Source organism: Agrobacterium sp. ICMP 6402 (assembly GCF_009498615.1).
Classification (GTDB): Bacteria; Pseudomonadota; Alphaproteobacteria; order Rhizobiales; family Rhizobiaceae; genus Agrobacterium; species Agrobacterium burrii.
Window position 1 is genome coordinate 311,205 of record NZ_QSNV01000005.1, and the last position, 14,961, is coordinate 326,165.

Genomic DNA, 14,961 nt, shown 5'->3' on the forward strand with positions numbered 1-14,961 from the left:
GTTCAGGCTCCGGAACGCGCAGCATCGTGGATTTTTTCTCCACCGATCCATGTGGAATGCATTTGAAGGTCAGGTGTCAACACGACGAAATCCGCATCGAAACCGGGCTGGAGTTTCCCCTTGGCCGTCGCACAGATGGCTTCTGCCGGATAAGTGGAGGCCATTCTCAAGGCCTCCTCCAGCGGCGTGTCCATCTTCTCATGCATGAAGCGGATGCAGGAGAGCATGTCGATATCCGCCCCCGCCAGCGTGCCGTCGGCAAGTGTCAGGCGTCCGCCATTGCGATAGACGCGCCGGCCGTTCAGTTCGAAGCCGTCATCACCCGTGCCGATGGTGGACATGGCATCGGTGACGAGGAAGATGCGGCCGGGGCCGTTCTTGGCGCGCAGCGCAATGCCGATTGCCGCGGGATCGACATGGAAACCATCGGCGATCAGCCCGCAATCAAGTTTTCCGTTCGAGAGTGCGGCTCCCACCAGACCGGGTTCGCGGTGGCCGAGCGGGCTCATGGCATTGAAGAGATGGGTCACCATGGAAGCGCCGGCATCAGCATAGGCCGTCGCCACGTCGAGGCCGCTGTCGGTGTGGCCGAGGCTGACGACGATGCCTTTGTTCCTGAGTGCTGCAACCTGCTCCACCGACACATTTTCCGGGGCAATGGTCGTCAGCACGAAGGGAAGCTGCGCCTTACAGCCGGTTAGAACGTCTAGATCGGCTGCCTCCATCTTGCGGATCAGCGCCGGCTCATGGGTGCCCTTGCGTGCGACGGAAAGATGTGGCCCCTCGAAATGCAGACCGAGGAAACCCGGCACATTGGCCGCAACGGCGGCGATGCCCGCCTGTGCTGCTTTGGAGGTCACATCCGGCCGGTCGGTGATGAGCGTGACCATCAGCGCCGTGGTGCCGAATTGGGCGTGGGCGGCGCAAATGCGGGCGATGCCGGCGACATCCGGCTGGTTGTTGAACATGACCCCGCCGCCGCCATTGACCTGAAGGTCTATGAAGCCCGGCGCGATCAGCAACCCGTTCGCATCAATCACTTCGGCTTCGGCAGGCACGTTGTGTGAGGTGGCGATAACATGCCCGCCACTGGTCAGTAGCGCCTTGCCATCATGCCATGTGGCGCCATCGAAAATGCGGGCGCCGACAAATGCCTTTATGCCACTCATTGGGTTTCCGTGACCTTCTTCAATGCCGCCGGCGCATCCGGGTTGAAGCCGCGCGCGCGCGACAATTGCTCGATGAAGCCGTAAAACGGCGCGATCAGCAACAGGGCATCGGTCAGTGGATGGTTTGTTTCCACGAAGGGCAGGGGTTTGGCCGGGCTGCCTTTTGCGGATGTGACGAAAACATTTGCGCCCTTATGGGCGAGATTTGCGGTGATATCCGTCACCGAGGTCTCGGCGCGGTCGCGCGCGGCAAAGGCGATGATGGGGAATTTCGGTGCGACCAGCGAGACCGGGCCGTGCATGACTTCTGCCGAGGAGTAGGCTTCCGCATGCAGCTCGCAGGTTTCCTTGCATTTCAGCGCGGCTTCTGCGGCAATGGCAAGGGCGGGGCCACGGCCCAGCATATAAAGCGATTCTTCGCCCTTCACCGCCTCGGCGATCTGGCTCCAGTCGAGTGCAACGGCTCTTGCGAAATTCTGCGGCAGGGCGCTGACCGCCTTGGCGAGCAGGCTGTCTTCCGTCCACTCGGCAAGGATCGCGAGGCCAGCAACGATGGAATTGACGAAGGATTTGGTCGCGGCAACCGCTTTTTCCGGTCCCGCCTGGATATCGATGGCCTGATTGGCTGCGTTGCCAAGCGGAGAAGGCAGGGTGTTGACGAGGGAGAAGGTGAGCGCACCGCCCTTGCGGGCACTTTCCGCCAGCGCAACGATGTCAGGGCTTTTGCCCGATTGCGAGACAGCGAAGGCCGCCGCCCGTTCCAGCCGTAGTTTCGTCTGGTAGATCGAGGCGAGCGAAGGCCCAAGCGACGCCACCGGCAGCCCGGTCTGCAATTCGATCGCATATTTCAGGAAATGCGCGGCGTGGTCGGAGGAACCCCGCGCAATGGTGACGATAACGGCCGGGTCACGGGCTTTCAGCTGGCTGCCGGCTTCCTGAAAATCATTTTTCGCATTGTCCAGCAGACGGGCGACGGCATCGGGAATCTCGTTGATTTCCTGGCGCATCAGGGTTGTCATCGTTTCATGTCCTTGATCGGTGTGTTTCACTCTGAGGTCATCGTCAGTTCGGCGACGAGGTCGTAGGCGTCGCTGCGGTAAAGGGCGCGGGATATTTCCATGAGCCGCCCGCTTTCCAGATAGGCCATGCGCTGAACGGACAGCGCCGCCGAGCCCGGCGGAACGCCGAGCAGCAGCGTTTCCTCATCCGTGAGATTACGGGCGGAAATGCGCTGAATGGCACGGACGGGACGAATGCCGTTTTTCTCAAGCTCCAGATAAAGCGAGTTCTCGACCATCTGCGGGTCGGGCAGAAGATCACCGGGCAGGCTCGTCACTTCAAGCGCAATCGGCTGGTCATTGGCAAGGCGTAAGCGGGTAAGCCGCGCCACCATGGCGGATTGGGAAAGGCCGAGCGCCATCATCTCGTCGCCGGTCGGATAAAACAAACCCCTGTCCAGCCAGCGCGTGCTTGCGGCCATGCCCCGGCGACGCATGTCTTCCGTAAACGAGGTAAGCTTGGTCAGTGGCTGCTGCATGCGGGTGATGGGTTTGACGACGAAGGTGCCGGAACCGTGCCTGCGAACCAGAAGGCCGTCGCGCACCAGATCGTCCACCGCCTTGCGCACCGTCACGCGGCTCACACAAGCGCTTTCGGCGATGTCGCGCTCGGGCGGCAGGGCGTCGCCATGCTTCAGGCGGCCGGCATTGATGGCGTCTTCAATCGTCTGACGCAGTTTCAGGTAGAGCGGGCCGCCGCCTCCCGATTGCAGGTCATCCAGATTAAGCACTGCCCCGTTCATCCATAACCTCTGTCACAACTAATCTGGCCAATTCTGGCTATACCATACGCGCCATAATCGGCAATACCAAAATAGAACCATTAGCGAATTTGTACGATTAATAGGGGGTTTATTCGATATTTTGCCAAAAAATGAGGCCTTACGCCTGAAATTTGTCCATTAACCAAAAAAATTTTCCGGTTGTAGATATTGCTCTAGACGATTGGCATTTTTTTGGTATTGTTTTCGCAGCGGTGATCGGCGGCGCCCTGTTGCGCATCCGTATCGCTGGGAAAAATCGGTCTCCAGTCCTCAGTTGGGCGTGCGAAATCGAATTTAACTTGACCGTCGTGAAAATTAATTTCATCGTGGCAGGAAATTATCGCAGATAACTGAATGGCCGACGTAGAAATGGTCACTTCTGCGAAAATGAATTACGAATGAACAGGGAACAAAGTTCATGAAGGTGGGAATTATCGGACTCGGATTCCGTCTCGGTTATCTGGGCTACGTTTTTCATGAAATCGACAAGGATTTCGAGATCGTCGGTTATGTCGATCCCGCTCCTGCTGGTCTGCCGGGTCTTCAGGAAAAGGGCATTTCGGTCGGCAAGGCGTATGGCAGCCCCGAGGCGCTGATCGCCAACGAAAAATTCGATCTTCTGATGATCGGTTCGCCGAACCATATGCATCTTGAGCATATTCGTCTCGGGCTTGAGGCCGGTTGCACCATCTTCAGTGAAAAGCCGATCGTCGTCAGCATTGAGGAAAGCCTTGAGCTCGCCCGATTGCTCAACAAGCACGGTCATGAGCGGCTGCTGGTGGGCCTTGTCCTGCGTTATTCGCCGCTCTACCGCGATCTGCGCGCCGCGCAGGCCGAAGGCAAGCTCGGCGATGTTGTTTCCATCGAGGCCTCGGAACATATTCCGCCCTATCATGGTGCGTTTTTCATGCGCGACTGGCGGCGTTACGAGCATTATTCCGGCTCCTTCATGCTGGAAAAATGCTGCCACGATCTCGATCTTTATAATGGCGTCGTCGGTGCGCGGCCGCGGTACGTATCGAGTTTCGGCGGACGCAAGAGCTTCACAATTGCCAATGCTCCGCAAAATGACGGCATCAACGACATGGAAGTCTACCACCGCAAGCCGAGCGGCTGGATGGGTTCCGAAAAGGTCTTCGACAGCGACGGCGACATCATCGACTACCAGACGGCGATCGTTGAATATGAAAACGGCGCGTCGCTCGCCTTCCATACCAATCTCAACGTTCCCGACGATTTTCGCCGTTTCTGCGTGATCGGCGCCAAGGGCATGGCGGAGGGCGACTTCGTGCGCGGCTTCCTCAATGTGCATAATGCCCGGACCAACGAAAAGACCGTGGCAAAGACCTATTCGGCGGCAACCACGCTCTCCCAGCATTATGGCGCAGACGAGCAGATGGCAGCGGATGTAATCGCCCATATCGTCAAGGGTGAGCCCCTGCCGGTTTCCGCACTTGATGCGATCGAGGCCGGCATTCTGGCGCTTGCCATGGATGAAGCGCGTCACGGCCGCAAGGTGGTGGACCTCAAGCCGGTCTGGGATGAATATGACCTGGCGCTCCATGGGCAGCCAAAATCGCCCGCCGTGAAATCGGCTTAAGGGGGCGCTGCGATGGATGCGAAACGCAGCGCGGTTATCTTCGCCTGGCTTCTTCTTCTGCCGGCGCTCCTATACATCACGGTTATCGTTGCTTATCCGCTCGTCGATACCTTCATCCTGTCGTTTACCGATGCGTCGCTCAGAAAAACGACGAACTGGATAGGCTTCATCAACTACGAGAAAATCTTCAACGCGACTTTTGCCGATGTCATCACGCGGACCTTTGTCTGGACGTTCTTTTCCGTCTCGATAAAGATGATCATCGGCACATTTGGTGCAGTGCTGCTGAATTCGGCCGTTCCCGGAAGGGCGCTGTTTCGCATCCTGACGATGCCGCCATGGATCGTGCCGATGGCTATCGGCATCTTCATGTGGGGCTGGATGTATAACGGTCAGTTCGGCATGATTTCCGGGGTGCTGCAGAACACCGGTCTGGTGAACGGCCCGGTCGCGTTCCTGGCCTATGGTAACACGGCCTTCTGGGCGACGATCATTACCGATGTGTGGATCGGCGTGCCTATGGTGACGCTGTATCTGCTGGCTGCAATCCAGGCCATCCCGCAGGACCTCTACGAGGCGGCCTGGACGGACGGCGCCAGCCGCGCCTATCGCTTCCGCCGCATCACGCTGCCGCTGATGCTGCCTGCCATGATCACCATGTCGATGATCTCGCTGATTTCGACCTTCAATTCCTTCGACATCATCTGGATTTTGACGCAGGGCGGCCCGACCGGCCAGACGACGACGATGATCATCGATACCTACAAAACGGCGATCGGTTCCTACAAATACGGTGAAGGTGCGGCCCGCGCCGTGCTGATCTGCATCTTCCTGTCGATCTTCACCTATTTCTACTTCCGCATCACCAGCCGTATCTCGCAGGAGGCCACCCGATGACCGACAAAAATGCGATGATCAACCGTTACAGGTGGTATGAAATCGTTGGGATCTATTGTGGCGTCGCGGTGTTTTTAACCTTCGTGCTGGCGCCCTTCGTGGAAGGCTTTCTGGTTTCGCTGAAACCGCTCAGTCTGCTGTTTTCCTCGCCCTACAAGTTCTGGCCGCAAAACGGATCCTTCGAGGCCTACCGAACCATGTGGGTCAGTGTTCCCGGCTTTGCTCGCTACGTCTTCAACTCCTTCTTCATCTCTACGATCTCGACCATCATCGTTCTCCTTCTGGTGGTTCCGGCGTCCTATGCTTTCGCCCGGTTCCAGTTTCGTGGTCGCGGACAGTTGCTCGGCGCGTTTCTGGCGATCAACATGTTTTCCGGCGCGGTGCTCCTGATCCCGCTCTACCGGCTGATGCGCAATATGGGCGTGTTGAACACCTATCTGGCGATGATCATTCCCGGTGCCGCGTTCCTGATCCCCACCGCCATCTGGCTGTTACGCACCTACATGCTGCGCATTCCGCGAGAGCTGGAAGAGGCGGCCTATGTGGACGGTGCGAGCTATTTCTACACCTTCCGCAGGGTGATCCTGCCGCTGGCGATGCCGGGCATCGCCGTCGTCTCCATCACCACCTTCATCGGCGCTTACGCCCAGCAGTTCATCTTCGCGCTCACCTTCAATTCCAAGACCGAATATATGCCGCTGCCCATCGGCCTGTTCGCCTATTTCGGTCGTCAGGAAGTCATCTGGAATGAGTTGATGGCGGCCAGCTTCGTCGGCATTGCGCCGGCCATGATCGTGATCTTCTTCATGCAACGATATCTCGTCAGCGGGCTTACCGCCGGCGCGGTGAAATAAACAACAACAGGAACGACCACCAAAACGGGAGACTAATTATGGCACTGAAACATTACGGATTGGCGCTTTGCGCATTCGCATTTGCCGGTTCCACTGCCCTTACGACGGTGACGGCACATGCCGCCGACAAGGAGATCAGCTGGATCTATTGCGGCGACAAGATGGACCCAATCCATGAAAAATACATCAAGGAATGGGAAGGCAAGAATGCCGGCTTCAAGGTTGTTCCGGAAGTCGTTGGCTGGGCGCAGTGCCAGGACAAGGCAACGACGCTCGCCGCTGCCGGCACGCCGGTCGCCATGGCCTATGTCGGTTCGCGCACGCTGAAGCAGTTCGCACAGAACGATCTCATCGTTCCGGTGCCGATGACGGAAGACGAAAAGAAGACCTATTACCCTAACATTGTCGACACAGTAACTTTCGAGGACACGCAGTGGGGTGTGCCGGTCGCTTTCTCGACCAAGGCGCTCTACTGGAACAAGGACCTGTTCAAGCAGGCGGGCCTAGACCCGGAAGTGCCGCCGAAGACCTGGGCCGAAGAAATCGCCTTCGCCAAGCAGATCAAGGAAAAGACCGGCATTGCCGGTTATGGCCTGCCCGCCAAGACCTTCGACAACACCATGCACCAGTTCATGCACTGGGTTTACACCAATAACGGCAAGGTTATCGATGGCGACAAGATCACCGTCGACAGCCCGCAGGTTCTCGCAGCGCTGAAGGCTTACAAGGACATCACGCCCTATTCCGTCGAAGGTCCGACGGCCTATGAGCAGAACGAAATCCGCGCCATCTTCCTCGATGGCAAGGTTGGTATGATTCAGGCCGGTTCGGGTGCTGCCACCCGCCTGCAGGAAACCAAGATCAACTGGGGCATCGCAACGCTGCCGCTTGGCCCGGAAGCCAAGGGTCCCGGCACGCTGCTCATCACCGACAGCCTGGCGATCTTCAAGGGAACCGGCGTGGAAGAAAAGGCGACCGAATTCGCCAAGTTCATCACCTCGCCCGGCCCGCAGGGCGAATATGAGCTGCAGGGCGGCGCTGGCCTCACTCCGCTGCGTCCGTCGCCGAAGGTCGATGAATTTATCGCCAAGGACCCCTTCTGGAAGCCGCTGATCGACGGTATCGCCTATGGTGGTCCCGAGCCGCTCTTCACCGACTACAAGGGCTTCCAGGATACGATGATCGAGATGGTGCAGTCTGTCGTGACCGGCAAGGCGACCCCGGAGGATGCCGCGAAGAAGGCTTCTGCCGCTCTCGAGCAGTATAAATAATCCACAATGCGACGGTTGCGGGCGCAGGTCGCCCGCAACCTCTTAAATTCGCCGCGAGAATGCCAGCCGCTGTGACGGAAGGGGCTTCTCGTGTTTTTCAACGGTTCCGGTAAAGCGCGGTCTTTCTCGCATTGCGGAACGTCTCTGAGCGCAGCCTGATGTCGGCTGGTGACGGGAGAGGCAAGTTTTGGGTCAGCTTTATCTCAACAACGTCCGCAAGAACTATGGACATTTCGAAGTCATCAAGGGCGTTCAGCTCGACATCAGGGATGGCGAGTTCGTCGTTTTTGTCGGCCCTTCGGGATGCGGCAAATCCACATTGCTGCGCATGATCGCCGGCCTTGAGGATATTACCGCCGGCGACGTCGTCATTAACGGCGTGAAGGTCAATGAATTACCGCCGGTCAAACGCGGCATCGCCATGGTCTTCCAGTCCTATGCGCTCTATCCGCATATGACGGTTTTCGAAAACATCGCTTTTCCGCTCCGCGTCGAAAAGATGGAAGAGGCCAAGATCAGGGAGAAGGTCGAGGGGGTTGCCAAGATCCTGCAACTCGACCAGCGCCTGCAGCAGCGTCCCGGCATGTTGTCCGGCGGCCAGCGCCAGCGTGTCGCAATCGGCCGCGCCATCGTTCGCGAACCGAAGATATTCCTGTTCGACGAGCCGCTTTCCAACCTCGATGCGGCGCTTCGCGCCGATATGCGCATCGAACTCACCAATCTTCATCGGACGTTGCAGGCGACGATGATCTATGTCACCCACGACCAGGTGGAAGCCATGACCATGGCCGACCGCATCGTGGTGCTGAATGCCGGTGAAATCGCCCAGGTCGGCGCGCCGCTAGAGCTTTACCACAAGCCGGCGAACCTGTTTGTGGCGGGCTTCATCGGCAATCCGAAAATGAATTTCCTGAAGGTCACCTGCAAATCCGTCAGCGCCGAGGGCGTGACTGTCGAATATGAGGGTCAGACGATCACCGTGCCGGTGGAGCCTCGCGCCGGCCTCGAAGGCAGGCAACTGACGCTTGGCATTCGCCCGGAACATACGGGTCTCGAAACGGCTGACCTCAACGTCAACTTCGCGCCCAGCGTCATCGAGCGGCTTGGCGTGAATACGATCGCTTATGGCATCGCCCCGACGGGTGAGAACTATTGCGCGCTGCTTTCCGGTTCTGCGCCTGTTGTCGTCGATGAACCCATCATCACCGGCATAAAGGTATCGGATTGCCACCTGTTTGATGAAAGTGGCATTGCGCTGGAACGGCGCGTCGACCTTTCAGTCCTCAAGCTTATCCAATAAGGGGCAGGAACCGGGCTATGAAATCTGTTTTCCCGCGCCCGGCTGTTTCTGATGCGATGCATTTCCGGCGGGTTTCCGTCGTCGCTGCCAGACGAAAAAATGACGCCGGGCTTTTGGCCCGGCGTTCGAAGCTTTCCTGCATGCCCGCGCGGTCACGGCATGGGATTGGGCATGTAACCGGTGAAACCGCTGATCTTCCAGCGTCCTTCATGCAGCCGGCAATAATAGAGCGTCTGCCATTTCATGACGTCGAAGCTGCCGTCGGCCTTGCGAAGCCCGCCGTTGAACTTCTTGCGAACCAGCGCGGTTTCGCCTTCCACCTCGATCTCTTCCAGCGTGGTTGTGGTGAAGATGGCGCCTCTCGGGTCTTCGGCAAATTGCTGGGTTTGAAAATCCTTGGCCTGTTTCAGCCACTCGTCGCGATAGGCGGCGAGCGACGGGAAGGACAGGCGCCAATTGTCCGGGTTAGCCTCACGATTGGCGTTGATGCCGAGAAAGCCGTCCTCGACGAAATCATCCGCGACCTGGGACCAGTCGGCGGCGAGGAACGCATCGATGTCCCGCGTCACCAGCATTTCCCAGATAAAATGGCGGGCGGTGTCTGTTTCAGCAAAGGGGTTTTTGAATGGATCGCGCATGGTTGTGGTCCGTTGTTGAAATTATTTTCAGGATTTGGAGATTTCTCTGGCGGAGATTGTTGGCATATGCTCATCTCGCAATCAACAAAGAAAATAATTTTCAAATCAGGGATGTGCGGCGTGTCGTCATCGGGACAAAAGATGGGCGATTCATGGGTATGTACGGTTGACGGGCGTCTTGGATTAGGATGCATCGGTAACGGGGCCAAGCCTTAAGTTTTGGCGGAACGGAGACCGGTGAACATGGATATTTTCGCAAGAATACAGGAAGACAGGGGGCAGTTCTCGCAATCGGAACGGCGGATCGCCGATATTCTGGTTTCGGACTTCGAATTCGCCGTCAATGCCTCGATCATCGAGCTTGCGGCCCGTGCCGAGGTTTCTCCGCCGACGGTGACGCGTTTCTGCCGTCGTGTGGGTTGTCTGAGCTTTTCGGATTTCAAGGTCAGTCTCGCCAAGACCGCTTATGTGGGCATTCGTTATCTCACCTCGGAACCATCAAGCACCGCCCCGTCGGATGTCGCGGAAGAGGTGCTTGCCAAGGCGCAGGAAGCGCTTTTCCTGCTGCACAAGACGCTCGACCCCGCCCTTGCCGAAAAAGCGGCGATCACGATCGCCAATGGCGGCATGATCTATGCTTTTGGTGCCGGCGGCAATTCCTCGATGATCGCCTCGGAAATCCAGAATCGGCTGTTCCGCCTTGGCCTGCGTGTCTCCACCAGTGCCGATCACAGCATGCAACTGATGATGACGGCCGCCGCACGCAAGGAAGACGTGATCATCGGTTCCTCCTTTTCCGGTCGCAATATGGAACTGGTGAAGTGTTTCAGGCTGGCGCGGGACATGGGGGTGACCACTATCGCGCTGACCCAGAGTGACACGCCGCTTGCCGTGGCTGCGGATATCGTTGTGGCCGTCAACGTGCCCGAAGGAAACAACATCTTCCGTCCGACCTCATCGCGTTACGCCTATCTGGCGGCCGTCGATATTCTGGCGACGCTTGCTGCTTATCACCATCGGCAAAGATCGATGGTGACATTGCGTCACATCAAGCAACAGCTCGTGGAACATCGCGATTCGGATGACAGGCAATTGCTCGGTGACTGAGGGCGGCTGACGAAAAACATGGGCTGCATTGCCTGAAATCCCGCCCTTTGGCGGGTCGGAAAGCTTCAAGGGAGTGGTAGGAGATGAAGGACAGGAAAGACCAGCTCGCCGTCGTTACCGGCGCGGCAGGTGACATTGGTCGGGCGATTGCGGCGGCACTTTCTGAAAGCCATGCGAAGGTGGTGCTCGTCGATATCGATGCCGACGCCCTTTCCAAGGCGCTTTCCCTGCTTTCCGGTCCCGGCTTCGTTGCGAAGACCTGTGACGTCACCGATCCGCAGGACCTTATGCGGCTGGCCGCCGAGGTTGCGGAACTGGGTGATGTCGCGACCCTCGTCAACAATGCGGGTGCTGCAAGGGCCGTGAGCCTGCATGACACGACCGCCGACATATGGCGCAAGGACAATGCCCTCAATCTGGAAGCGCCGTTTCTCTGCTTCAGGGCTTTCGAGGAAGCGCTGAAGCGGACACAGGGGTCGGTGGTCAACATAACCTCGGTCAACGGCATGGCGGTGTTCGGCCATCCGGCCTATAGCGCGGCCAAGGCCGGGCTGATCCATCTGACGAAGCTGATCGCCGTCGAATACGGCAAATTCGGCATTCGCGCTAACGCCGTGGCACCCGGAACCGTGCGTACGCAGGCATGGGAAGCACGGGCAGCCAGCAATCCGCAGGTCTTTGAGGAGGCGAAGCACTGGTATCCGCTGCAGCGGATCGTACGGCCCGAAGATGTGGCCAGCGCGGTTGCCTTTTTGGCCGGTCCACAGGCACAGGCCATCAGCGGTGTGTGCCTGCCGGTCGATTGCGGGTTGACGGCGGGGCAGGCGCCGCTGGCCCGGACTTTTTCGCAATCCGAACACTACTGATCGAAGCCCTTTCACGGGCTCAATACGCAATGAAGGGGAGCATCATGGCGCTCGCAAATTATCGTCTTGAAAATTCATGGCATCCGCTCGCAGAGTCCGCATCCGGCGGCTTTACGTTCACGCTGGTCAATCTTTCCCGCGAACCGCTGAAGGATTTTCGCATCGTCTACACCTCGCTGACGCGGACGGTGGACAAGCCGGTTTGCGGCAATGCCGTTTATCTGCGCCGCAATGCCAATTTCCATGAGTTTGCGCCGCCAGCCGGTTTCGTCCTCGAAGCGGGGAAATCCTGGCGCTTCACCGTCGATGGCCTCCTGAGGCCTGCGCGGCATCGCACCGACGGGGCGAAATCCGCCTATGTCAGCCTTGCCGATGGCACGCATCGGGCCGTCGATGTCGGCGATCTGATGCTGGATGGGCGTCATAGCGAGCCAGCGCCGGTGCTGCTTCCGGAAGGCGAGCTCGACCTGCCTTTCGCCATTCAGCCATGGCCCGCTGAAATCAATGCCGAGCCGGGCGAGGGTTTTCCTGTCGCGCTTTTCCCGACGGAAGACGCAAGCACGGAAGAGGTTCTTGCGGTGGAAACCGTGCTTTCCCTGTTCCGCAGGCTTTTTGCCGTGGGGCACGTGCCTTTCAGCCTTGCGCCGGTTCATGAGGGAAAGCCGCTTCATTTCAAGCAGCATAGCGGGCTTGAAGCAGAAGGTTATCGCATCACCTTTTCCGAAGATGCTGTGATTGTGGAATATTCGGCCGCTTCCGGTCTGCAATATGGCCTGACGGTTCTGGCGCAATTGCTGCATGGCGCGCGTATCGATCCCAAATTCCGGTTCCCGGCGTCCGGCAGCATCAGCGATGCGCCGCGTTACAGCTGGCGCGGCTGCCATCTGGATGTCTCGCGGCAGTTTTATCCGACCGGCGATGTCGTGCGGCTCATCGATATTCTCGCATGGCTGCGCATGAACCGGTTCCATTGGCACCTGACGGATGACGAGGCATGGCGTCTCGAAATCAAGGCCTATCCGCTGCTGACCACTGTCGGCGCAACACGTGGTCCAGATGCGCCGCTTCTGCCGCAGCTTGGCAATGGAGCACAGCCTGTTTCGGGCTATTACACGCAGGACGACGTGCGCAGGGTCGTTGCCCACGCGGCCGCGTTGAATGTCGAAATCGTGCCGGAGGTTGATATTCCCGGCCACAGCACGGCGGCTCTCGTCGCCTATCCGGAATTGACGGACGGGCAGGAAGCGCCCGACAGCTATCGCTCGGTGCAGGGATATCCGAACAATGCGCTCAACCCGGCCATCGAGCCGACCTATGAATTCCTCGGCAAGATATTCGACGAGATGGTGGAGCTGTTCCCGTCGCGGCTGATCCATATTGGCGGCGATGAGGTTGCGGATGGTTCATGGCTGGCCTCGCCGCTTGCCAAGGCATTGATGGAAAAGGAGGGGCTGGATGGCACCTTCGGCATTCAATCCTATTTCATGAAGCGCATTCAGGGGATGCTGCATGAGCGCGGCCGCCAGCTTGCCGGCTGGGACGAGGTTTCCCACGGCGGCGGTGTCGATCCGGCTGGAACATTGCTGATGGCATGGCAGAAGCCGGAAGTCGGTCTTGAGCTTGCACGTCAGGGCTACGATGTGGTGATGACGCCGGGTCAGGCCTATTATCTCGACATGGTGCAGGATGAAGCCTGGCAGGAGCCGGGTGCGAGCTGGGCCGGCACCGTTCCGCCTTCGCATACCTATGCCTATGAGGCAGTCGGTGAATTTCCGGAGGAATTGAAGGAGCGGATGAAAGGTGTTCAAGCCTGCATCTGGTCCGAACATTTCCTCAATCGCGCCTATTTCAACCATCTGGTTTTCCCGCGGTTGCCGGCTATCGCCGAGGCGGCATGGACGCCGAAAGCGCAGAAGGACTGGCTGCGGTTTTCTGCCATCGTTCCCTTGAGCCCGGTTTATTAAGGGGAGGGCGAGATGCGTATTGCCGTTGGTGGAATTCATACAGAATGCAGCACCTATTCGCCAGTGCTGATGGGTGAGCAGGATTTTCGCGTCTTTCGCGGCGCGGAATTGCTGGAGGCCGAGTATTTCAATTTCCTCGGTGAAGGCGGAGCGCAGATACTGCCGCTTCTGCATGCTCGTGCGGTGCCGGGTGGTCCCGTATCGCGCGGGGCCTATGAGGCGTTCAAAGCGGAATTCCTTGACCGCCTGAAGGCCTCGCTACCGCTGGACGGGCTTTATCTCGCCATGCATGGCGCGATGAATGTCGAAGGCATGGATGATGCGGAAGGTGACTGGATTTCCAGCGCCCGCGCTGTCGTCGGGCCGGATGTGATCATTTCCGCGAGCTACGACCTGCACGGCAATGTGAGCCAGACGATCATCGATCAGCTGGATATATTCGCCGGCTACCGAACCGCGCCGCATATCGACGTGCGCGAGACGATGGTGCGGGCTTGGACGATGTTGCTCAAGGCCCTGAAAACGGGTGAAAAGCCGGGTGTGGCTTGGGCGAAAATTCCCGTTCTCCTGCCCGGTGAAAAGACGTCCACCGAAGACGAGCCAGCCAAGAGCCTTTATGAGGTTCTGCCGGGCTATGACACCCGGCCCGGCATTTGGGACGCGAATTTCATGATTGGTTACGTCTGGGCCGATGAGCCACGGGCGACGGCCTGCGCGGTGGTGACGGGATCGGACCGAGAGGCCGCACAGGCCGTTGCGGCCAAAATCGCGCAATCTTACTGGGACGCCCGGCAGAATTTTCGTTTCGGTCCTGTGACCGAGCCGCTTGAGGCCATTCTGGATATTGCGGAAAAGACGGCTACCGGCCCGATCATTCTCGCTGACTCAGGCGACAATCCAACTGGTGGCGGGGTCGGCGATCGTGCTGATGTTCTGGCGGCACTGATTGCGCGTAACTGGCAGGGTGCTCTCTTAGGCGGCATAACCGACCGACCGGCGGTCGAAGCCTGCTTTGCTGCTGGCGAGGGGGCGGCTCTTTCCCTCAAGATTGGCGGCAGCCTCGATCCGCAAAGCCCGTCGGTCACTGTCGAAGCCAAGATCCTGAAATTGGACGGTTCCGGCGCTGCGGATCAGCGGCAGGCGGTGGTCGCCATCGGTGGTATCACCGTCATTCTGGCGGCGCGGCGCAGGCCCTATCACATGATTTCCGATTTCACCCGTCTCGGCTTTGATCCGAAGGCGGTGAAGCTGCTGGTCGTCAAGTCGGGTTATCTTTCGCCGGAGCTTGCGCCGATCGCCAATCCAAACCTGATGGCGCTGACGGAGGGGGTTATCAATCAGGATATCGAAAACCTTCCCAATCGTCGCCGGGATGGCGATTTTTACCCATGGAAGCCGCATTTCGACTATATGCCGAAACCCATTCTTTCGGCCCGCTGGCAATGACAGCGGTCCGGTAGCTTTTATCCAGCG

General features: G+C 58.6%; 13 protein-coding genes. 9 read left to right on the forward strand and 4 right to left on the reverse strand.

Annotation, left to right across the window (positions count from 1 at the left end):
- Positions 1–2: 2 nt before the first annotated feature.
- From nagA to DXT96_RS16405, 3 genes are read right to left on the reverse strand one after another with little or no spacing between them, the layout of a single operon-like run.
- Positions 3–1,169 carry an N-acetylglucosamine-6-phosphate deacetylase gene (nagA, locus tag DXT96_RS16395; protein ID WP_153515548.1) on the reverse strand — a complete coding sequence of 389 codons (1,167 nt, stop codon included), beginning with the start codon at positions 1,167–1,169 and terminating at the stop codon, positions 3–5.
- Entirely contained in the window at positions 1,166–2,188 is a 1,023-nt protein-coding gene (locus tag DXT96_RS16400; RefSeq protein WP_153515549.1) for an SIS domain-containing protein, read from the reverse strand. Before DXT96_RS16400 ends, nagA begins: the two co-directional genes overlap by 4 nt.
- 26 nt (positions 2,189–2,214) lie before the next feature.
- Positions 2,215–2,970 carry a GntR family transcriptional regulator gene (locus DXT96_RS16405; RefSeq protein ID WP_149900552.1) on the reverse strand — a complete coding sequence of 252 codons (756 nt, stop codon included), beginning with the start codon at positions 2,968–2,970 and terminating at the stop codon, positions 2,215–2,217.
- 439 nt (positions 2,971–3,409) lie between these two features.
- Here DXT96_RS16405 and DXT96_RS16410 point away from each other — a divergent pair, with 439 nt between their 5' ends.
- The 5 genes from DXT96_RS16410 to DXT96_RS16430 all read left to right on the forward strand — a co-directional run bounded on the left by DXT96_RS16410 (position 3,410) and on the right by DXT96_RS16430 (position 8,913).
- Complete coding sequence (locus tag DXT96_RS16410; RefSeq protein ID WP_153515550.1) at positions 3,410–4,591, forward strand: Gfo/Idh/MocA family protein; 1,182 nt, start codon at positions 3,410–3,412, stop codon at positions 4,589–4,591.
- Positions 4,592–4,603: 12 nt separating this feature from the next.
- Positions 4,604–5,488: a carbohydrate ABC transporter permease gene (locus DXT96_RS16415; protein WP_149900555.1), complete on the forward strand. Its 885-nt coding sequence runs from the start codon at positions 4,604–4,606 to the stop codon at positions 5,486–5,488.
- A complete protein-coding gene (locus DXT96_RS16420) occupies positions 5,485–6,342 on the forward strand; it encodes a carbohydrate ABC transporter permease (RefSeq protein WP_149900556.1) in 858 nt (285 codons plus the stop codon). The genes DXT96_RS16415 and DXT96_RS16420 overlap by 4 nt, the downstream gene beginning before the upstream one ends.
- A gap of 38 nt (positions 6,343–6,380) precedes the next feature.
- Positions 6,381–7,613: an extracellular solute-binding protein gene (locus DXT96_RS16425; RefSeq protein ID WP_149900557.1), complete on the forward strand. Its 1,233-nt coding sequence runs from the start codon at positions 6,381–6,383 to the stop codon at positions 7,611–7,613.
- A 187-nt stretch (positions 7,614–7,800) separates the two neighbouring features.
- Entirely contained in the window at positions 7,801–8,913 is a 1,113-nt protein-coding gene (locus DXT96_RS16430) for an ABC transporter ATP-binding protein (RefSeq protein WP_153515551.1), read from the forward strand.
- A 152-nt stretch (positions 8,914–9,065) separates the two neighbouring features.
- On the opposite strand, the gene DXT96_RS16435 is transcribed toward DXT96_RS16430, so the two are convergent.
- Positions 9,066–9,551, reverse strand: a complete 486-nt coding sequence (locus DXT96_RS16435) for a hypothetical protein (RefSeq protein WP_153515552.1) — start codon at positions 9,549–9,551, stop codon at positions 9,066–9,068.
- Between the two features lie 243 nt (positions 9,552–9,794).
- On the opposite strand from DXT96_RS16435, the gene DXT96_RS16440 reads away from it, so the two are divergent.
- The 4 genes from DXT96_RS16440 (at position 9,795) to DXT96_RS16455 (ending at position 14,934) form a co-directional block, all read left to right on the forward strand.
- Positions 9,795–10,658 carry a MurR/RpiR family transcriptional regulator gene (locus DXT96_RS16440; RefSeq protein ID WP_153515553.1) on the forward strand — a complete coding sequence of 288 codons (864 nt, stop codon included), beginning with the start codon at positions 9,795–9,797 and terminating at the stop codon, positions 10,656–10,658.
- Between the two features lie 83 nt (positions 10,659–10,741).
- Positions 10,742–11,524: an SDR family oxidoreductase gene (locus DXT96_RS16445; protein WP_153515554.1), complete on the forward strand. Its 783-nt coding sequence runs from the start codon at positions 10,742–10,744 to the stop codon at positions 11,522–11,524.
- Positions 11,525–11,568: 44 nt separating this feature from the next.
- Complete coding sequence (locus DXT96_RS16450) at positions 11,569–13,488, forward strand: beta-N-acetylhexosaminidase (RefSeq protein ID WP_153515555.1); 1,920 nt, start codon at positions 11,569–11,571, stop codon at positions 13,486–13,488.
- 12 nt (positions 13,489–13,500) lie between these two features.
- Positions 13,501–14,934, forward strand: a complete 1,434-nt coding sequence (locus DXT96_RS16455; RefSeq protein WP_153515556.1) for a M81 family metallopeptidase — start codon at positions 13,501–13,503, stop codon at positions 14,932–14,934.
- The last annotated feature ends 27 nt before the right edge of the window (positions 14,935–14,961 follow it).